General features: G+C 56.5%; 12 protein-coding genes. 11 read left to right on the top strand and 1 reads right to left on the bottom strand.

Going from position 1 to position 21,086, the window contains the following annotated elements:
- Nucleotides 1-350 precede the first annotated feature (350 nt).
- Together FE784_RS38930 and FE784_RS38925 are read left to right on the top strand one after the other, a co-directional pair.
- Nucleotides 351-2,729, top strand: a complete 2,379-nt coding sequence (locus FE784_RS38930; RefSeq protein WP_176706837.1) for an AraC family transcriptional regulator — start codon at nt 351-353, stop codon at nt 2,727-2,729.
- Entirely contained in the window at nt 2,726-4,312 is a 1,587-nt protein-coding gene (locus FE784_RS38925) for an extracellular solute-binding protein (RefSeq protein ID WP_139607686.1), read from the top strand. The genes FE784_RS38930 and FE784_RS38925 overlap by 4 nt, the downstream gene beginning before the upstream one ends.
- Nucleotides 4,313-4,742: 430 nt before the next feature.
- On the opposite strand, the gene FE784_RS38920 is transcribed toward FE784_RS38925, so the two are convergent.
- Entirely contained in the window at nt 4,743-6,140 is a 1,398-nt protein-coding gene (locus FE784_RS38920) for a glycoside hydrolase family protein (RefSeq protein ID WP_139607685.1), read from the bottom strand.
- 376 nt (nt 6,141-6,516) lie between these two features.
- On the opposite strand from FE784_RS38920, the gene FE784_RS38915 reads away from it, so the two are divergent.
- From FE784_RS38915 to FE784_RS38880, 9 genes are all read left to right on the top strand, one after another.
- The gene (locus FE784_RS38915; protein WP_176706836.1) at nt 6,517-7,827 is read left to right on the top strand and encodes an extracellular solute-binding protein; all 1,311 of its coding nucleotides are present in this window, start codon (nt 6,517-6,519) and stop codon (nt 7,825-7,827) included.
- Nucleotides 7,828-8,303: 476 nt separating this feature from the next.
- The gene (locus FE784_RS38910) at nt 8,304-9,056 is read left to right on the top strand and encodes an SDR family NAD(P)-dependent oxidoreductase (RefSeq protein ID WP_176706835.1); all 753 of its coding nucleotides are present in this window, start codon (nt 8,304-8,306) and stop codon (nt 9,054-9,056) included.
- On the top strand, nt 9,053-10,339 hold the full coding sequence (locus tag FE784_RS38905) for a Gfo/Idh/MocA family protein (protein ID WP_176706834.1): 1,287 nt from the start codon (nt 9,053-9,055) through the stop codon (nt 10,337-10,339). Before FE784_RS38910 ends, FE784_RS38905 begins: the two co-directional genes overlap by 4 nt.
- Nucleotides 10,340-10,357: 18 nt before the next feature.
- Complete coding sequence (locus FE784_RS38900) at nt 10,358-11,566, top strand: Gfo/Idh/MocA family protein (protein ID WP_139607681.1); 1,209 nt, start codon at nt 10,358-10,360, stop codon at nt 11,564-11,566.
- Between the two features lie 224 nt (nt 11,567-11,790).
- On the top strand, nt 11,791-12,774 hold the full coding sequence (locus tag FE784_RS38895; protein ID WP_139607680.1) for a Gfo/Idh/MocA family protein: 984 nt from the start codon (nt 11,791-11,793) through the stop codon (nt 12,772-12,774).
- A 255-nt stretch (nt 12,775-13,029) separates the two neighbouring features.
- Nucleotides 13,030-13,887, top strand: a complete 858-nt coding sequence (locus tag FE784_RS38890) for a sugar phosphate isomerase/epimerase family protein (RefSeq protein WP_139607679.1) — start codon at nt 13,030-13,032, stop codon at nt 13,885-13,887.
- A gap of 40 nt (nt 13,888-13,927) precedes the next feature.
- Nucleotides 13,928-14,170 (top strand): SGNH/GDSL hydrolase family protein, encoded by a 243-nt coding sequence (locus FE784_RS42285; RefSeq protein WP_246132382.1) that lies wholly within the window; start codon nt 13,928-13,930, stop codon nt 14,168-14,170.
- A gap of 47 nt (nt 14,171-14,217) precedes the next feature.
- Nucleotides 14,218-14,499, top strand: a complete 282-nt coding sequence (locus FE784_RS38885; protein ID WP_342779168.1) for an SGNH/GDSL hydrolase family protein — start codon at nt 14,218-14,220, stop codon at nt 14,497-14,499.
- Nucleotides 14,500-14,966: 467 nt separating this feature from the next.
- Nucleotides 14,967-20,183 carry an S-layer homology domain-containing protein gene (locus FE784_RS38880; protein WP_139607677.1) on the top strand — a complete coding sequence of 1,739 codons (5,217 nt, stop codon included), beginning with the start codon at nt 14,967-14,969 and terminating at the stop codon, nt 20,181-20,183.
- Nucleotides 20,184-21,086 lie beyond the last annotated feature (903 nt).

Here is a 21,086-nt window from a genome sequence, read left to right as displayed (position 1 = left end):
ATGGAATGAACGTTAAAACATTTAGTTCAACTTATATAGCAGCCATATTAATGTAGTAAATCCAGGCTCCGCTTATTGCGGAGCTTTTGTTTTTGTCTGCCGGAAGAGGTGAGGTCCGCCACTAAATGAACTTGGCATCATGCGATATGGTTCAAGAGTCACAGATCGTAACCGTTTCGTCTTATGAATCAGTGTATTAATTAATGTTCAGCATGCTAAATCTATTATTGACAAAACAAGCGGTACATCCGTATAGTCGAAGTATAGAACCATGCTCCAGTTCGTCCGAATCTTTATGAAAGCGCATGCAAATACAATCGGCCGAGAGCGGTTTGCCAGGGGGAGAAGAGATGAAGCTGCGGGACCGGTTATCGACGGTATTTATCCAACTGTTCGTATCGTATGCCTCTTTGCTGCTGTTGACGACGATTATCGTCGGCGTAACCTCGCATCTCTATTTTACGAAGCGCTATAATGCGGAGCTCGAAAGCATGCACGACCGGATGCTCAGCCACACGAACGAGCTGCTGGAGAACGGGGTCCTCGCCAAGGCTGAGCAAATTTATTACGATTTGACCCACAACGCGGACGCCATGTATTTGTTCGATCATCCGCTCGAAGGCAACCATGCCAAGCTGATCGACGTTCGCGATACGTTCCAGAACACGCTGAGACTGTATCCGGATATCGTCGACTCGCTTTTCATCTATTACCGGGACCGCGGGTTGATCGTGTCCTCCCAGCATGGCGTCGCTTATTTGAATACGGCGGAGGGGAAGCGGACGGTTCCGATCGACTGGATCGAACGCATGGAGCGGGACAACCTGCGTTCCCTATGGATGGAAACGAGAAAAATCCCCGCCAACGTTCAGATGCCCACCGTCGGTACCGAAGCGGTGTCTTACGTGAGAGCATCTCCTTATGCCAAGAAGGAGGGACAAGCCGACGGCTATATCGCGGTTAATCTGAAGGCGTCCGTCATCCGCAGCTTGATCTCGGCGGGCAAAAGCTCCGATGAAGGACAGGAGCTTATCGTGGACGCTCACGGCGCGGTCATAGCGGCCGAAGGAGCTGCGGCGGATGCCGGGCTGCAGCATTCCGGCCCATTGCGTCAAGCGATATCCGAGCGTGCGGATGCGCAAGGCAAGGGCAGCTTTACGTTCGCCGATGCCGGCAAAACGTATTTCGTCTCGTTCGCCACCGTGCCGTCTACGGGATGGAAATTGATCCAGGCGACGCCGGTTAATCAATTTTACAAGCAGTCGTACGCCATTCAACGCAATCTGCTGCTGCTCTGCCTGGGGGCGGTCGCCGTAGGCCTCGTATTCGCGCTTCGATGGAGCCGCAGCATGTATTCGCCGGTGAAGCGGCTGCTGCAGTCCGTAAGGGGGCAGTTCAGTCCGGCCTTGCAGCAGGCCGATCAGAAGGGGAACGAGTTCAAGCAGCTGGACCGGATGGTCAGCACGCTATCCGGCAAAATGCACGAGCTGGAAGCGGCGGTGCAGGAGAACAGGCCGCTTATCAAGCATAATCTCGTAACCGGACTGCTGTACCGGACGATTCAGACGCAGACCCAGCTTCAGGACCGGATGCAGGTGCTCAGCTTGAATTGGAGCGGGGCGTCCCATTGCGTGCTGGCGCTCCGTTTGGAAGAACGGAAAATGAACGAGCTCGGCCCGGAGCAACGCCAAATTGTCATCCACAACCTCATTCGCGAGCTGGAAAGACTGCCATTGCCGGACGCAACTTGTCTGGCCGTTTCCTCGGACTGTTTCCTGTATGCCGTCGTAAGCACCGTGCGGGAGAAGGAGGAGATCGCGGCGCAGGCGGCTGCCATGCTGTCCGGTTATGCGCGGGGCGCCTTCGGGGTCGGGACGATTTCCGGAATAGGCCGCCGGGTTAAAGATCCGCTTCAGCTGCACCTTTCGCTGGACGACGCGAAAACGTACATCCGGTACAGGTACTTGCACCCGGAGCAAACGGTATTCGCCCATATGGAATACGAATCGCGCGAACGAAATACGGCGGAGTTGCCGGAACGGCTGCTCGAGGACTTCGCGGTCGCGTTGAAGTGCCGTAACGAGCCGTCCGTCCGGGCTTCCGTCGAACGTTTCGCCGCAGAAGCGGCGCAAGGCGCCCATTCCGTTTCACGCTGCCTGGACGGCTGCCGGGCGATGCTGGACCTATACGGCAAATTCGCAGAGGAAACGAATGCTTGCCCGGACGGGATGTCGAGGAACGATATCGCCGCCCGCTTCGAACGGTTGGATAGCATCAAGGAATTCGGGGAGTTTTTGACGGAGTTGAGCGCAGAGGCGCTGACGGCCTTGCAGGAACGCGGCATCAGCAAAGGAGCGGATATCGCCGACAAGGTGAAGGCGTTCATCGAGAGCAACCTGGACAACGAGCTGAGCCTGCAAGCCGCCGCCGATCACGTGTCGCTCAATGCCAGCTATTTGAGCCAGCTGTTCAAGGAGGAGACGGGCCACAATTACGTGGAATACGTAACGGAGCGACGTATCCGGGCGGCCGCGCGACTCATTACGGCTACCGATCTGAAGATCGAGGAGATTGCCAGACGGGTCGGCTACAACAGTCCGGCTTACTTTATCAAGAAGTTCAAGCAGCTGTACGGCATCACTCCCGGTACGTTTAAAACGGATGCCGCCTCCAATCCGCGCACCGCTCATGAATTTCGATCCGTTGCGGGAGAGGGGGGAGCGCGATGAGTCGAGTCGGGAGGAGGCTGGCGCCCACGGTCGCGGGCGCGCTTGCGCTTGCCCTGGCGTTGGCGGCGGGCTGCAGCGAGACCGGGGGCAAGGCGGAGCGCAAGGTGCGAGGAGACGCCGGCGGGCAGAACGCGTATGCGATCAGCTGGGTATCCAGCCAGACGACTCCGGTCGAGCCGGATGCGGAGATGATCCGCTATTGGAACGAGAAGTTCAACGTCAAGCTCGACGTATGGAATATGGCGCAAAAAAATGCGGCAGCCTTGCTGGAGCGGAAGCTGGCGTCGGGGGAAATTCCCGACAAATTGTACTTAACCAACTTTGCCAACCTGCAGCAGTACGCCCGGCAAGACGTGCTCGCGGAAATTCCGCTCGATTTATTGAGGCGGCACGCTCCCAACCTGTATGCGAAAATCAATAAAGAAATGCCCGGAGCCTTCAACTATGCAGCCGTAGATGGCCGTATATACGGCATCCCGTCGCTGAACGCGAACAGCCGGTTCCGCGAGCCGGTCATATGGCGCGGAGATTGGCTGGACGCGCTCGGCATCGCGAAGACGCCCGAAACGCTGGACGAGTTCGAAGCCGCCTTGTATCGCATCGCGCGCGAAGATCCGGACGGCAACGGACAAAAGGATACGTACGGCATGTCCTTGTCGGCGATGACGATGATATACGGCGCATTCGGCTACCATCCGGGCGGTTGGAACGAGAAAGACGGGCGGCTCGTATATGGCGGCGTTCAGCCGGAGATGAGGCAGGCGCTCGGCCTTCTGAGCAAATGGTACAAGGACGGCGTAATCGACCCGCAATACATTATGGGAGAAAACAGCGGCGGCATACAAGCGATCAGCCATGCATTCGTCAACGGCAGAATCGGGCTCACCTCTCACGGAGGCCAGTACTATTATTGGAAGCCTTTGCTCTTCGAAGGCGATGCGACGTCCGACAACTACCTGGAGCTGAAGAAGGCGGACCCGAGGGCGGCGGACTCGCTGCGGTACGGATTGCCCCCGAAAGGTCCCGGAGGCAAGAGGGGCGCCAAGCAGAGCACATTGATTACCGGAGGGTTCATCGCATTCGGCAAGCAGTTGGAGCGCGAGCCGGACAAATTCGCCAAAATTTTGCAAATGATTGAATTTTTCAATGCGAGCTCGTACGAGAACAGCTTGCTGACGGTATACGGACCTCAGGGAAAGTATTGGGATTTCGATTCGTACGGCCAGCCGAACGTCAAGTACAACATGAAAAAGGCCGATTTCGAGAAAATCGGGGCCAGCCTCATCTTCTACAATTTGGAGATGCCCGAATTTATCGTCCAGCGGGATAACCGCCGGATGACCTGGGCCAGCGAGAACGGCTTCGAAATCGGAGGGCTCACGAACAAGCTGCTGACCGTTCTGCCATCTCAGCAGAAGTACAGCGGCGAGCTGAATGCCATGCAGGAGCGCACCTACGTATCGATCATTACCGGTGACAAGCCGATTGCCGCCTTCGACGAATTCGTGCGGGCATGGAAGGACGGCGGAGGGGAACAACTGGAGAAAGAAGCGAACGATTGGTGGCTGGAAATGAAGAAATGACGGGGCGGCCGGTTTGGCCGTGCCAAGAAAACGAGCCTCACGTTCCGCTGAATATGCTGGACCGTGAGGCTTTTTTTGAATGATAATAGCTTAATCCGCGAGCAACCTATTTTGAAAACGGTTCCTTTACGGGTGCACTCCCCGTATTCGCGTATAACGGAACGCTTTTCCGTTAATTTCTCGATTTCCGCAGTACTTCCGAAAATAGAGGAGCAACGTTCCGCTAACTCCATTTTTCGGGGTGAAAGGCCTCGGATATATCGGGATAACGGAACGCTTTTCCGTTAACTTGTCGCCGATACCTGAGTTCGCGCCAATAGCGTACTCAGGTTCCGTTATTTCCCGAAATACCCCGAGCGTAGTATAAGATAGTCCGCACGGGGCAGTTATTCAGGAAGCGAATTCGCGAGCCGCCGGCCCGGGAATGCAACTATGCAAGCCGCACGGAGCCGCTGCGGGTGACGGTCGAACCCGGTCCGACCTCCCCGATTTTCTCCTGCCAGTCGAGCAGCAAATCTCCCCCAGCAGCGTTATCTTGCAGCGCTTTCGCGGTTAACGGAGCGACGACGTTCGCAAACGTTTGCCCGGTATGGTTCATGAACGTAAGCGATACTTCGAGGCCGTTCGCATCGTGGCGGACGATGGCGCGCAGGTCGAGGCCGGGAAGCAGCGTTTGCTCGAACCAGATCGTTCCGCGCGCATCCGGTCCTTGCCACGGAAGCTGTTCGGTCACGGCGGCTTGTCCCCCGTCCCACACGATAGCGGACGGCGGAGCCAGCAGCCAGGCTCTCTCGCCGCCGGCCTCTGCAATGTGGGCGGCCCCATCTTCTCTCGTTGCGCGGAGCGGGGTGGAGACGGCGGTTCCGATGCCCGTCTTGCCATATCCGTTGCCGCAATAAAACAGCCTCAGAGAGCCATCCTCTTCCTTTGACACGCTCGGATATTCGACCATTTGCCCTTCCCAGTTGCCCTTGGACAACGCCGGTCCCATTTGCAGGTTATCCCCGTAATGAGTACCGCGGTTCCAATGAATCCCGTCCTCCGACTCCGCGTAGCAAATCGAATAGAAGCCCCAACGCGTACCGATGGCGGAGTACCACATGCGGAAGCTGCCGTCCTCGTTCTGGTGTACGACCGGACCGGCAACCGCGATATTTTCGTAATCGCGCTGCGGATCGCGCCGCATGACCGCTCCGCGTTTTTCCCAATGGACGCCGTCCGCCGAGACGGCCAGACAGACGACCTTTTGCTGGTCGAGGAATACGTCTTTGCCGAGTGTCGGACATCCGGTGTAGTAGAACCGCCATTCGTTGGCGCCGTCCGGCAGCGAGACGCGAAGCACGGAGCCGCCGGCTATGCCGAGCGCGTCCGGATCGCCATCCTGCCTGGACGGGGGAATGACGGGATTGCCGTTATGTTTGACGAAGTGGATGCCGTCGTCCGATTCGGCCATGCCGAGCCCGGGAAAACGGTCGAGCGACGTACCGATGCCGCTGTTGCCGGTATAGTACAGCCGCCATTTCCCGTCCTCCAAAGGAATAGCATGAGGCAGGACGCACCAATCCCCGTCGAAGCTGCCGGGCTCGCCTACGTCCAATACCCGGCCATGACGGGTCCACTCGTCGATCGAATCCGCGGAAGCGGTCGCTCGGCATACGATCCTGTGCTGATCCGGGCCTCCCCCCGCATAGAACAGCACATAGGTATCGCCCTGCTTTACAGCCCATGGATTCATGCACAGCGTACTGTCGTATTCGCTTCCTTCGACGGGAGGCAGTACGGGGTTGCGCGGGTCGCGGATCCAGCCTACGTTTCGTTTCAGCTTCATTGTTTCGTTACCCCTCTCTTTCCTCTCTTTCGTCTGTTCCCCCCCATGATATGATTGCCCGAATATCGCGTCAATGCGAATAATTCCAGATCGATATCATTATTTTTGCATCCCGTCCTTCGTCCAAAAAAGGTGATACGTCCCCAAAACATTGTTATTGAACGCTCGGGCGGCTGCGTTTATGGTAGCGGTAACAAACGGAAAGGGGGCGATGGGAAAAGAGGAAGCGGCCGAAGAGCACAGGATGCGTTTTTGCATATACGGCGATACGGAGCGCAACAACAGGCAAGAGGAACGACGATTTTGCATTCGGGTCAGAAGGTATTCGGACGGGTCAGAAGTTACACAAAGAAGGAATCGAAGGGGGCAATCGGGCATGTTTGGTAATGGGATCGGTAAAAAGTGGGGAGTCGTCGCTTGCAGCGCCGTTCTGGCCTTTGTCGCGGCGGCATGCGGAGGAAGCGGCGGCGCGGAGAAAGAAACGAAGGCGGCGACGCCGGTCGAGGACAATAAGCCCGTTCAATTGACGGTATGGCTGAATTCGTCGGGTTATACGCATGAGCGGTTTATGGAAACGTTCGGAAACTATATCGTCAAAAAGTATCCCAACGTATCGTTTCAGGTCATATCCAGCGACAAGGGGACTACGCTGCCCGAGCTCGTGGCGGCAGGCACGCAGCTCGATCTGATGCAATCCTCCTCCCCGAACGTCATTTTGGACAACGGCATGGAAAGCGATTTGACCGACTTGATCCAGACGTACAAGTTCGATCTGAACCAGTTCGACCCGGCTGTGCTAGAGGCGATGAAGCTGCTCGGCAACGGAAAAATCTACGGGTTCCCGAACGGCATCGCCACGGTGGCGCTGTTCTACAATAAAGATTTGTTCGACAAGTTCGGGGTGAATTACCCGACCAACGGCATGACTTGGGATCAAGTATACGAGCTCGCCCAGAAGATGACGAGGAATGAGGGCGGGGTGCAATATTTGGGCTTCTCCGAGCTGCTGAACTATTTGGCCAGCGGCAACCAGATGTCTCAAGGGTATGTCGATCCGAAGACGGGCAAAGCGACGCTGAACAATGACAATTGGCGCAAATTCGTCGACAACTTCGCCCGCTTTCACCGCATTCCCGGCAACGAATATTTGGCCAGTCCGGTCAACGCCTGGCAGAAGGAGCAGCGCGTAGCGATGTATGCGTCGCAGTTCGGCGCGGCCGCGATGACCGGCATGACGACGGCGAATATCAATTGGGGCGTCGTATCGCTGCCCGAGATGGCGGGGTATCCGGGTATCGGTCCGGGCGTGCAAATTCCGCTGTTTTACGTGACCAAAAACAGCAAAAACCGCGACTGGGCATTCAAGGTCGCTTCGTTCCTCGGGTCTGCTGAGTTCCAGCGCGAGGCGGCGGCCAAGGTCGGATCGATTTCGGCGATGCGCGACAGAAGCGTGATGATCGATTATGCGAAGGACGTTCCGACGATCCCGGTCGCGAAAAAAGCGGCGGAGGCGGTGCCGAAAACGTTCGCCAAGCCGTTCCCGGTTACCTTGTACGATTCTTACGTTACCAAAGAGCTGGTGACGGCATTCGGCGAAGTGGCTACCGGCGTCAAGGATACGAACACCGCGCTGCGCGAGGCGGAGGAGCGGGCCAATAAGGCGATCGAGGCGGCGAAGGTAAAGTAACCGACGTTCGGAAGACGGACGGAATATGTAAAAGTACGGGGCAGCGCCCGAAAAGGGACGATGCGGGTGGACGTGGGCGGAATAAGGTTGAAACCAACCTTATTTCGCGAACCTCGCTCCTCCAGAGCGGGAATAGTGCTGGAATCAGCACTATGCGCAGGGTAAGCGGGCGAACGGCGCCGAAAAGGGGCGGAAGCGGCGGAATAAGGTTGAAACCAACCTTATTTCGCGAAGCTCGCTCCTCTAGAGCGGAAATAGTGCTGGAATCAGCACTATGCGCAGGGTAAGTGAGCGAACGGCGCCCGAAAGGGGCGGAAGCGGCGGAATAAGGTTGCAAACCAACCTTATTTCGCGAAGCTCGCTCCTCCAGAGCGGAAATAGTGCTGGAATCAGCACTATGCGCAGGGTAAGCGGGCGAACGGCGCCCGATCATGCAAAAATCGGACGTATCGGTCGCCAGCAAAGGGGGCGAATGGATGAGACTTCAAGGCAAGACGGCCATCGTGACGGGCGGCGCGTCCGGCATCGGCAAAGCGGGATGTCTCGCTTTCGCCGCGGAAGGCGCTTCCGTCATGGTCGTGGACGTCAACCGCGACGGCGGCGAGCAGGTCGCCGCGCAAATCCGCCGTGACGGAGGGAGTGCCCTCTCTATAGCCGCCGATATCTCCAAGGAGGAGGACGTCCGCAATATGGTGCGGGCGACCGCCGGGCATTTCGGGGGCGTCGATGTTTTGTTCCAGAACGCGGCCTGGTACACCGTCGTTCCCGCCGACCGGCTCGAGCTGTCCGATTGGCAGAGGACGATCGACGTCACTTTGACCGGGCCGTTTCTATGCTGCAAGCATGTCATTCCGGCGATGCAAAGCCGCGGAGGCGGTTCGATCATTTTGACCTCCTCGGTCGGCGGCTCGGTAGCCTTTCCGGCGCATCCGGCCTATAACGCCGCGAAGGGCGGAGTCAATTTGCTGATGAAAAATTTGGCGCTCGATTACGGTCCCGACCAAATCCGCGTCAACTGCATCAGCCCCGGCATTATCGAGACTCCGTTGACGGAGCGGGCGGTCCGCGACCCGATCAAGTATGACGACTATATCAACCGCTGGTGCTTCACGAGGCGGATCGGCACGCCGCAGGACGTGGCCGCGGCCGCCCTGTTTCTCGCATCCGACGAGTCTTCATTCGTGACCGGGAGCGTCATGTATGTCGACAACGGATGGACGGCAAGATGAGCCGAACAATCATGACGGGAGGACGAATAGCGATGGCACAGGAAAACGGAGGCAACCGCGAGCCGCAAAGACCGATCCGGTTGGCCGTCATCGGGGGTCGGAGAGGAGCGGCTTTTCGCAGGGCATTTGAGGTGCTTTCCGACAAAATACGTTTGGCCGCCATTTGCGACAGGAACGAGCGGGTATTGCAGTCTTGGCGCGAAACCGATACGGATGTGAAGCGGTATGCGGACTACGAAGGCGTGCTGAACGATCCGGACATCGACGCCGTATTTCTCGCTACTCCGGTAAGCCAGCATGGCAGACAGGCGATCGCGGCGCTGAATGCCGGCAAGCACGTGATGAGCGAGGTTCCGGCCGCCTTTACGCTGGACGAATGCTGGGAGCTGGTCGAAACCGTCGAACGGACGGGGCTCGTCTACATGTTGGCCGAGAATTACTGCTACATGCGCGACAACATGCTTGTCGGCAGCATGGCCGGTCAAGGGCTGTTCGGGGAAATTACATTCGCCGAAGGCGGCTATATGCACGACGCCCGCAACCTGACGCACGACGCGGAAGGAAACTTGACCTGGAGAGGGCAGCTGCGCCATTCGTTCAACGGCATGCATTACCCGACCCATATGCTCGGTCCGATCGCCCAGTGGCTCGGCATTAACCGGGACGGGGGCGACGAATTCGACTACATGAGCACGTATGTATCGAAGGAGGCCGCGGCCCATCTTTATTACAAAGAGACGTTCGGCGAACGGCATGAAGGAGCCGACCGGGCGTTCTGGAGCCAGGGCGACAGCGCCGTGACGCTGATCCGCACGAAGAAGGGCGTGCTCATCCAGCTGCGGCTCGATACGAAATCGCCGCGGCCGCACAACATGACCCATTATGGCCTGCAGGGCGCGAGAGGCGCGTTCGTGTCCGCCCGGCATAAGGAGGAGCAGGGGCTGGTCTGGCTGGAAGGGCACTCCCGCGGATCGACGCTGCACGAAGCGAAGGACGAGGCGAAATGGGAGCCGCTCGACGCTTATGCGGACCGCTATGAGCACGAGCTGTGGCGTCGATGGAGCGGCGATGCGCTGAAGGCGGGTCACGGCGGCGGCGACTTTTTCATCCTGGAGGAATTTTCATCGGCGATTTTGGAGAAGCGGAGACCGGCCATCGACGTGTACGACGCGGTCACGTGGAGCTGCGTAGCGCCTTTGTCGGCTATCTCTGTGGAGACGGGAGGCAAGCCGCTGCCGTTTCCTAATTTCCGGGCCAAGCGCGATTCCGAGTCGAGAACATAGATAAAGGTGGAGGGTAACATGGGAGTGGAGCTTAAACCCGTAAACATTGCCGTAGTCGGGGGAAGGAGAGGGTCTTCGTTCAATCATGCGTTGTCGGTGCTGTCCGATCGCGTCGCCCTGACAGCCGTATGCGAGCTTCGGGAGGATATGCTGGACAGATGGAAAGAACAGTTTCCGTGCATCCGCACCTATCGCGATTACGACTTGCTGCTAGAAGACCCCGATGTCGACGCGGTGCTGCTGGCGACACCGCTCGCGATGCATGCGAAGCAGGCCGTCCGCGCGCTGAAGGCGGGCAAGCACGTGCTGAGCGAGGTTATCGCGGCGCATACGCTGGAGGATGCTTGGGAGCTCGTGGAGACGGTCGAGCAGACCGGGCTTACTTACATGATGGCGGAGAATTACTGCTTCATGCGACCGAACATGATGATCCAGAACATGGTCCGGCAAGGCGTTTTCGGAGACATCACGTTTGTGGAAGGGGCTTACGTCCACGATTGCCGCAAGCTGACCCATTATCCCGACGGGGAGCTGACGTGGCGCGGGGAGCTGCAGCGCAGCCTGAACGGAATGAACTATCCGACCCACTCGCTCGGTCCGCTGGCCAAATGGATCGGCATCAACGAGACGGATTCGTTCGATTATATGACAACCTATACGACGCGAAACGGCTCGATGCCGAAATATTTCGCCGAGCAGTTCGGCGAAAGCCATCCCGGCGCCAAGAGCGACTACTGGCGGCAAGGCGACTCGGCGGTCACGACGATCCGCACCAAAAAGGGGGTGGTTATTTCTTTACGCCTCGACTGGGTATCCGGCCGACCGCACAATATGACGCATTACGGCCTCCAGGGGACGAGAGGAGCTTACTTGGTGGCCAGGCACGACGGAGAAGAGCCGCTCGTCTGGATCGAGGGGCGTTCGCCCGGCGAATCCGGCGACACGCCGGGCAAAGTGCACGCCAAGTGGGAGTCGCTGCAAGCGCATCGGGACGAGTACGAGCATCCGTTATGGCGCAAATGGCTGAGCGAAGCGGAGAAGGCCGGCCACGGCGGCGGCGATTTTTTCGTCATCGACGAATTCGTCGGCGCGATCCGCGAGAAACGCCGCCCGGCAATCGACGTATACGACGCCGTGCTGTGGAGCTCGGTGTTCCCGCTTTCGGTCGAATCGGTCGGGGCAAACGGCAAGGCTGTCCGCTTTCCGGATTTCAAAAAGCGGAAATAGCGTGAACCGTTCGGAAGTCCGGCGATGACGGTGCGGTATAAAGCTTGCGTTTTCATCGGACTTCTATCGGAAGGCAATGACGGCCAGCCGGAGTCGCGCCATGTATATAGCGCGGGCGGAAGCCGCCGGCGCGGAAGGGGAGCCTTCCGGACCGGAATGAACGTCATTACGAACGAAAACACATACACAGCGGGCTGCATCTAGCATATCGGAGGAATGGAATTATGGGGGCCATACGTACGGCCGTAGTCGGTCTTAATTTGGGAATGGGACATGTACGGGCATTCAAGGCTTTGGAGCAGGCGGACCTGCGCTGGGTAGTCGACCTCGACGAAGAGAAGGCGGCGAAAGCGGCTGAAGAGTACGGCTGCAATTATACGACGGACTGGACCTCGATTCTCGACGATGTCGACGCCGTCAGCATCTGCACGCCGCATCACTTGCACTTTCCGCAGACGCTGCAGGCGATTCGGGCGGGCAAGCACGTGCTGCTGGAGAAGCCGTTCGCCAATACCGAGGCGGAATGCTTGGAGCTGATCGAGGCGGTCGATGCGCATAACGTCAAGCTGATGCTGGCCTATGTCGTCCGCTACATGCCTCATATGCGGCGGCTCAAGGAGGCGCTCGACTCGGGCCGGTACGGCGTTCCGTTCAGCGCCCAATGCTGGGTGGAGGCCTATTTGCAGCCGCGTCCGAATTCGTGGTTGTCCCAGAAAGACAAGCTCGGCGGCGGCGTGCTGTTCAGCCACGGCTGTCATTATGTCGATGCGCTCATGTGGCTGCTCGGGACGCCGAAGCAGGTGACGGCGATGGGGACGAGAGCGGGTACGGAATGGATGGAAAGCGAAGGCACCTCGCATGCGCTCATGCAGTTCGAGAGCGGGGCGCTCTCGCATATTGTCACAAGCTGGGGAATGAAGTATCGCGACACTCCGGCCAAATACCAGATTCATACACCGACGGCCGCTTTTATCGTAAAAGGGGAACAGGTCGACGTCATTACGGAAGAAGGGCGTCATACGTTGTACGATCCGAGCGAGACGAAGCAGCCGAACATTTTCCTGCCCGAGATCGAGCACTTCCTGGACTGCATCGCCACCGGCCGAAAACCGGAAACCGACGGGCGCGACAGCTTGATGTCGCTGCGCGCGATATGGCGCATGTACGAAGAGCAGGAACGGTTCGGACTGGGCGAGGCGCGGACTTGACGGAACCGGTTATGACAATTGGGTCGCGGCAGTACGAAAAAACGGGCTTGAAATCGCGGGAGCATGAGGACGGGAGCGGATGGCGATCTCGAATGCGAGAGTGTCGTCCGCTTCCTCGCCTGTTTAATGGGCGGATGATCGCAGCGGCGCCTGCGGACATGGCAACAATAAGAGGGGCAATCGACTTCTATTGGACAGTCGATTTGGAATATGACGAAGCAGAATTGAACAGGATCCACACGGAGGAGAGCGACGATGAAAGTCAAGTTGTCCGGATTAACCTGGATGTACAACCCATATAGTTTGGAAAGGGCGTTCGCCGGCATTGCCGGGGCGGGCTATAACTATGTATCGTTCGGCTTGCACCACGAAGGGGTGGAGCAGCCGGACGAGAGCGACGCACAAGCCGCCCGGAAAGTGCGGACGCTGCTGGAACGGTACGGTCTGAAGCCGGTCACGTTCGTATGTACGAAGCAATTCGCCCCCGGGCAGCCGATGGAACGCGCCATTCAACGGCTCGATGTCGCGCAGGAGCTCGGCTTCGAGGAATTGCTGACGCTCGGAACTTGGGGCTATCGCGAGTTTCCGCATGACCCGCTTTCCCCGGCCGAACTGGACGAGCGCAACGAGGCGTTCGCCGAAAAAATCGCTCGGATCGCCGAGGAGGCCGGACGCCGCGGGCTCATCGTCACGCTCAAGCCCCATACGGGAAATACGGCGACCTCGGCGCATTTGCGCGAAACGATTGCCCGGATCGGCTCGCCATACGTGAAAGCGAGCTATGATCCCGGCAATGTGCATTACTACGAAGGGATCGACTCCGCCGAGGATTTCCCGGCTATAGCCAGGGATACCGTCTCCTTCGTAGCGAAGGATCATGTCGGACCGCGCGGCAACAATTCGTTCCCTTGTCCGGGAGCAGGCGACGTCAATTTTCCGTCGCTTTTTCAGACACTGTACGAGACCGGCTTTACCGGACCGGTCATCGTCGAGCGGGCCGACATCGAGCTCGATATCCCCCTGGGCGCCGAGCATGCGGACCGGCGCATGGAGATCGTCCGCACGGAGCTGGAGCGGATGCTCAAGGCGGCCGGTTACGAGGGCCTGCTGTGAGGCGCCCTGAGCGGGTTTGCGTGAATAGGGGGCGCCGATCGTGACGACGACGATTCCGGTTACAGCCGAGTTGATTCGCGGAGCGGTTTCGTTGGAGACGGAGGGAGGCGCGGTGAAGCTTTGGCGGCTGATCCGGGACCTGCCCGCCAAGCTGATCACGCTGTGCGTCGGCATCAATATATACGGATTCGGCAGCCTGAACGCGAGAACGCTGCGCTCCTCCTTGATCGGATTTATCAGCATTATCGCGAGAAGCAGCCGGCTACGCCGACCGCCGTTTTAACGCCGATCGTATCGCCGGATCGGGAATCGATTGCAAATGCGGCCGGCATGACGCTCATGCAGGTGCGCGAAGAAGTATCCGATACGGTTCGTTTGTTGCAGCAGCACGGAGACTCGCATCTGTACGGCTACAGCGGTCTCGATCTGCTCGGCCATGCCGATGCGGAGCTGCTGCCGGACGGCGTGGACCCGAGCGGCGAAGGGTATATGGTCATGGCCGATCGGATCCGACGGCTCATTGCGGAGCCGCTCATGGTGTGCTGTAGAGGTACGGGGAGTGCGGCGGGGCGTAGTAAGGCAAGTATTGCGGAAGTTGGGCCAATTCCATAAAGAGGCGAACGAGCCTCCGCCACCTTGTCGGGTGATGGAGGTTTTCTCGTTGTCGGCTTACCGGAAATGACAGTAGAGAGGCTGCCTTCTTCGCCCACTCTGTTCTGATGTCGAACCAGGATTAGTGATGATGGCCTGAATGGGCCGTATGTTACCCCATGTTCGTTACTCGAATTGTTCGTCCTTTGGAGCGGCAATTTCTCCATTTGTCGAAAAAGGAATGCATCCGTCACCGCACGCCCCTTTTGTACAACTTGATCGCCTGAGTTTTTGCAAATTGCATCTTTTCTCATAACAATTTAGGTTTTGTTGACAAGATTCGACAATATATTCGCCGGTCTCCTGTTAGAATATGTTGGAAAACTTGTTAAACGTGATAGAAAGGGTGAGCGGACAGGGAAAAGTGCCGAATTACGGATCGACGGATTGGAAGAAGTATAAATCATACAAAATCTGGAGGTAGTCACTTGCGAAGGGAAAACGGATTTCGATCATTCAAGCCAAAGCGATTTATAGTCATGCTCTTATTGTCCGTTCTGCTAACCTCTATTTGGATCCCTGTCGTTCCAACCGTCGGGCGGGCGGAAGCGGGTAGCGGAGGAGGTGGTGGTGGAGGCGGATTTATAGCCGCGGGCCCTCACAATGACGTAGTTCAAGCCGGCAATGCAATCGGTTACAACCTGAGTCGTTGGATTCTCGACGAGCCGAACGGGTACATTTACGCCGTCTCGACGGACGCCAACAAGCTGCTGTTCATCCGGACGAGCGACCTTCAGGTGGAGAAGGAGATCGACATCGGCTCGAAGCCGTCCGATTTGGATATGGACAACGGCAAGCTGTATGTGGCGATTTCGGGAGGGACGCTGATCAAGGTTGTCGATTTGGCGCAGAAGGCGGTAGAGAAGGAACTTGCCACGACGTTGTCGCCGTCCCGACTGATTGCTGTAGGGGATAAGCTGTATTACGCGCCGGTCAGTTACACTTGGAGCGTATACGAAGTGCGGTTGACCACAGGTCAAAACACATTTGTTACAGGCATGTCGCATTACAACGCGGCGTTTGCCGCGGATAAAACGAACGGTATCCTGTATGTCGGCGACCACGGCAGTTCCGGGTCCGATGCAAAAGCTTATCGGATCAGCGATAACGCGCCGCTGCATGGCACAACGTATGACGACGGATACGGATTCAGCTATCCGGACCGTGAGTTGATATATCGCGGCGGAGATTTGTTTTATGCGGGATATAAGTTGGATGGAAGCAATCTCGGCATGCTGCACGGAAAATTCGTTGAGCCCGGCACGAGTTCCACGGCGAAGCTTAAAGCCGTGACAGACCGGTACGTATTGTCGGAACAGACGATCTTCGACCGCAAAACGTTTACGGCGATAGCTAGTCATCCGTTACCCGGCGATTTGTTGCTGATGAGCAGTACGAACGATATATACGGATTCGACGGCGTGACCAAAAAGGTATTGAAAGTTAGCCCGGATTTGAGTCTACCCGCCGCGTCAATTACATATACGAAGCCAAATGGCGATTCCATTGTTTTCAACAAGGCGTTGACGGCTTGGGCTCCCAGTCCGAATGGCGATTATGTGTACGCCATATCGAAGGAGGCCAATCGGCTTCTGTACATTCGCACAAGCGACTGGGTTGTAGAGAAGGATATCCATATCGGTTCCCAGCCTACCGATCTGAGCGTAGTCAACGGACAGGTGTACGTTGCCTTGAACGGGGCGACATCTATCGCGGTCGTGAATACGGTATACGGGACCGCTGTTACAGACTCCGTATACAGCATGCCGGTACGGTCCAATCCGATCCGTATCGACGGCAGCGGGGACCAATTGTTCTATACCGACTCGGGCATCCGGGTAGTGAATGCCGTGTATGCAGACGGAAAGAGGCTGCGCGAACTGAACAGCCAGCTTTACTGGTCTTCGTATAACGACGTATTGGCAGTTCCGGCAAGCGGTGTTTTGTATGCAGACATTTCAAACGGGATTGTCAGCATAAATGCGAGTTCCTACGCGATCATAAACCAAACGAGCAATTTGAACTATTCCAGCTCCAAGTTAATTCATGACGGCTCGTATTTGTACCGAGGCAATCAACGGGTATCCGCTTCAGTAGTGAGCACGGTCTACGGTACTTACGGCAGCGGAGGTTCGGGCGGGAATATTGTATATGCGAAGGGCAATTACGTATTCGCCGAAAATGCTTTATACGATAGAGACAGCTTTAACAAAATAGCGAATTTGCCGGACATGGTTGCAGCCGCTTATATGGACGATGCCGGTCGCGTTTACTTGTATATGCCGCTTCTGAACAAGACGGTCAAGTACGACTCCATCCAATCCCTTATCGCGCAAAACCCGGCGAATCAGCCTCCCGTACATACGGTCCAAAATTTGCAATTTAAGGATACGGACACGATGGAAGGAAAAATAGGCGGTTGGCTCAGTTGGACACAGCCCGTAAACAGTCAATATATAACGGGGTATGTCGTATACTTCCTGAACGGGCAGATGAACAAGGTTGGGGAAGCGATCGGGGTAGCCGAAAAGTACTACACGTCCTTTTCGATTCCGGGAGGAACGGCCGTTCCCGACGGAGTCTCCTATTTGGGGGTATACTCAAAAAATCAATATGGCGAAAGCGCCGCCGCCGCAACCGTGAAGCTGATCGATCTCGCTTCTCCGGGACCATCCGACGTATTCGTTTACGGAATGTCGGTGCAAGATCTGGACCCCCGGAGAGGATTTATCGATGCGACTTATCATTGGGTACCCGATACGTTTTCAGGTGCGCCGCATGCGGATACGATCATGGTCCAACTGTATTTTGTCGACAACGGGTTAACGCCTCTTGGCGATATCGTGAAAGAAGCGCGATTTGGCGACGCCTCGTTGCCGCAGAAGACAGCATTGGGCGAGGTTCCCGCAGATGCGAAATATGTTATGGTCAAATATAAACATGCGGACGGCACATACGATTCTCTTGTAAACCTTGTTCCTTTGATCGACAATATTTCTTCCGAACCGGTAAGCGCCGATGTAGGCGGGGCGGGGGCGCCGAGCGAATATACAATGAATATGAATTTCGCCGACAGTGATTATGATGCGGGACGACTGGGAGGACAATTTTTTCATTCTTATTTCGGTCCCGATACCGTTACGGAATTCGTCCTTTACTTTTTAGACAAAGATGGGCAACGTCTCCGGCCTTTGATGGAGTTTACGAGGCAGCAAGTATTCGACCCGCGAATTAGTCACGCCTATACGCTGGAGACGGGGACGGTTATTCCCGACGGTGCCATGATGCTGGGACTGTTTCCGAAAAATCGTTACGGCGAAGGAACACTGGGTGCGGTTCGCACGATTTGGGATGCGCCGTTCGCTCAACCGAGCCAAGTGCGATTTACGGATGCCAATCCGTTGAGAGGGATATCGGGAGCCAAGCTGACGTGGGCGCCAAATATGGAGGAGAAATCGCCGCTCCGAGAGTATGCAATTTTTTATTTGGATAAATATGCAATGCCGATTGGCGAGCCTGCCGCAATCGTCCCATCCGGCCAAGAACGCTATGAAGTTATTATTCCGGACGATTCCATTCCATCCGACGCGGTTTCGATAGTTGTAAACATGAAGGACTCACTTGGGGAATTGCTGCCGGTGGGCACGACATTGATGCAAACGACCCCGATTTCGGACAACATTTCCGGGGAGACACAGTTTCAGTATCCTTACGATCCTGCTATGGTTACTCCGAACGCTTGGGGAATAGGACCAATAGATGACGAAGATGGGGATGCAGGTGAAATTGGGGCAACGTTTATATGGAGTTACGGATCCAATAACGAATTTAGGTACAATCTTTACTTTATGGACGCGCAAGCAAATAAAATAAAACCGATCGTTTCCGTTAAAGAGCACGTAATACTAATGCCTTCCGCTCAAATCCCATTAAACACCGCAGTTCCCGAAGGAGCCAAGGAGATCGGCATTTTTGTCTGGGATGGGCAAAAAGAGGGTGGTCGGATCGGAGTACCTATAGTTGACAACACGTATTCTCCGTCGCTTGCCGCGGATCAAATCCAGGTCGTCAATAACGAGCAAGGTACGAACGACACGGTCACGGTAACCGGCTTAATGCCCGGTGATCGAATCAAGCTGTATCGCAGCAATACGATCGCTTACCCGATGCTGGAAAAAGTGTCGGAAGGAACTTCCGTATCGTTCAGCATCCCTCAGCTGGGCAAAGAGGCGGGCAGCATCTACGTCACGACAAAGGCAGGTTCTTATTTGGAAAGTCGGCGTGTGACAAAAGCATACAGCGCCGAACCGACTACCGGAAATCCGGGAACCGGAGGTCCTGGTCCGGTAGGAGGCGGTTGCTGCGCAGGTGCAGGCGGTTCTTCCGCGCCGCAGACCGAAGCGCCGGGAACATACGCGCCAACGACCCGAACCGAGACATCGGGCGGCAAAACATACAACGTAGCCGAGCTCGACGCGGCCAAGCTGGCCGACGCGTTTAAACAAGCGAAGCAGCAGGAAAAGAACGGCATAGTCGTCGATTTGAAGGATGCGCCAAACGCCAAGGTGCAAATTCCGGCGGAAGCGCTGCAAACAGCGGCAAACGGTTCGTCCGGGGTCCAGTTTATTTCGATCAAGAGCGGGAATGTGACCTACGAGCTGCCGGTAGCTTTGTTCGATGTGCAGGCGATAGCGAAGCAGCTTGGCATCGATCCGAAGGATGTCAACATTACGGTCACGATGGAGCAAGTAAACGGTGACGCCGCGGAGCAGATTAAGTCCCGGGCTCAGCGGGACGGGATTCAGCTTCTGGCTGCTCCGGTCGAGTTTACGATCACGGTAGGATCGGGGGCGGGAGACAAGCGGCAAAGGATGAGCGATTTCGGCGGCACTTACGTGGCGAGAACGTTCGTGCTGACGCAAGCCGCAGACGGTTCCCGCGCTACGGCGGTGAGAATCGATCCGGTAACGGGCGAGCTGCATTTCGTTCCGGCCGTATTCGAGACGGCTGAGGGGCGGACGGAGGTTCGGATGCTGCGTCAAGGCAACAGCGTCTACACCGTAGTAGAGACGAAACCGAGAACGTTCGCCGATTTGCAAGGCCATTGGGCGAAGGCGGATATCGAGCTGCTGGCCGCGAAGCTGATCGTGAAAGGCGCGACCGAAGACGGTTATATGCCGGATCAGTCGATTACGCGGGCCGAGTTCGCCGCTCTGCTCGTTCGTTCGCTCGGTATCGCGGAAGAGCGCATGGGGCGGAGTTCATTCGAGGACGTTCCGGCCGACGCCTGGTTTGCTGGCGCGGTAGCGGCGGCGTCGAGCAAGAAGCTGGTCGAGGGGGTTGACGAGAAACGGTTCAGCCCGAGCGAACCGATTACCCGCGAGCAGATGGCGCTTATGATCGCCCGCGCCCTATCCTTGATCGGCAAGCAGGACGATGGAGCAGGGCAAGCCGACGCTTTGAACCGCTTCGCCGATCGATCGAGCGTATCGGCGTGGGCTCAGGCAGCCGTCTCCCGTGCGGTGCATGCCGGTTTGATGAACGGCGTCGTCGACGATCGATTCGAGCCTGCCGAGAGAGCCTCGCGGGCGCAGGTTGCGGTTATCCTGAAACGGATGCTGCAATATGTCGGTTTTATCAATTAATCTGTGTCCGACGGACGACCTTTCGTTCGGCGGGATGATGTCCACGGGAAGGAGCTCTGCATTCGCGCAGAGCTCCTTCTTTTATATAAGATGAACTAAAGAAACAATTAATAGAAGCCCAATGCAATGGAAGAAGGGAATTGCCTTATGAGCGAGTTTTGGCTCCCAAGTTTCAATCCTGCCGCAGGCTTACATAATCAAGAAAACTCAAAACAACCTGTCTGAGGCTGCAAGGTAAGCACCTTCTCGAATGAAATAAACGATAAAACTTAGTTGAACTTTTATAAAGTACGCAAGTTTAGCCCGTTACTGCGTTACAGCGAAGTGCGACTTTCCGCATCAAGAAAAGCAACCTCTACAGCTACAGCTAGGATGTATACTTCGCCGAAAAAATACGTTACTGCCTGTGCGGCTCGTAATAGGCGGGCGTATGGCGGCGTCCGTAGGGTTGGGTTGGGAAGACTGAAAACCTCTTTCCGAGCATAATAAATGGAAAATGTACAGGTAATACCGGCAGCAAAGGCCAAATTGCGCGTTTTACTGGAAAACATGCAGGTATTTCCTATGATGATCGCGAGTGACGCTCCATTTGGGAGAAATAGCTGGACTATTTCCAGCTATATAGCCATAAGTGAGGCGCATCGCTGAAATAACTGTATCTTTTCCATCTGCATGTGAAAGGAGCACCTACATGGACCGACCGGATCAATCCGTATAACTCCAAACAACCGTCTCCAAGGGCAGCAGAGGGCGAAAGCCGGCATGCAACGCCACACCGAGCGTTTGGGCCCGGGCTGCAATGTACTGCGAAAAAACCAAGCAATCCCTGAACCGAACTATCGGACTGATCGCTGCTGGTTGAGCAGCCCGGCTTCCGCATTGGGCAGCCCGGCTTCCGCATTG

This window comes from Paenibacillus hemerocallicola, assembly GCF_006265175.1.
GTDB lineage: Bacteria > Bacillota > Bacilli > Paenibacillales > NBRC-103111 > Paenibacillus_AB > Paenibacillus_AB hemerocallicola.
The sequence above is the reverse complement of the archived record's forward strand: the minus strand, read 5'-3'. Positions and strand labels throughout refer to the sequence as shown.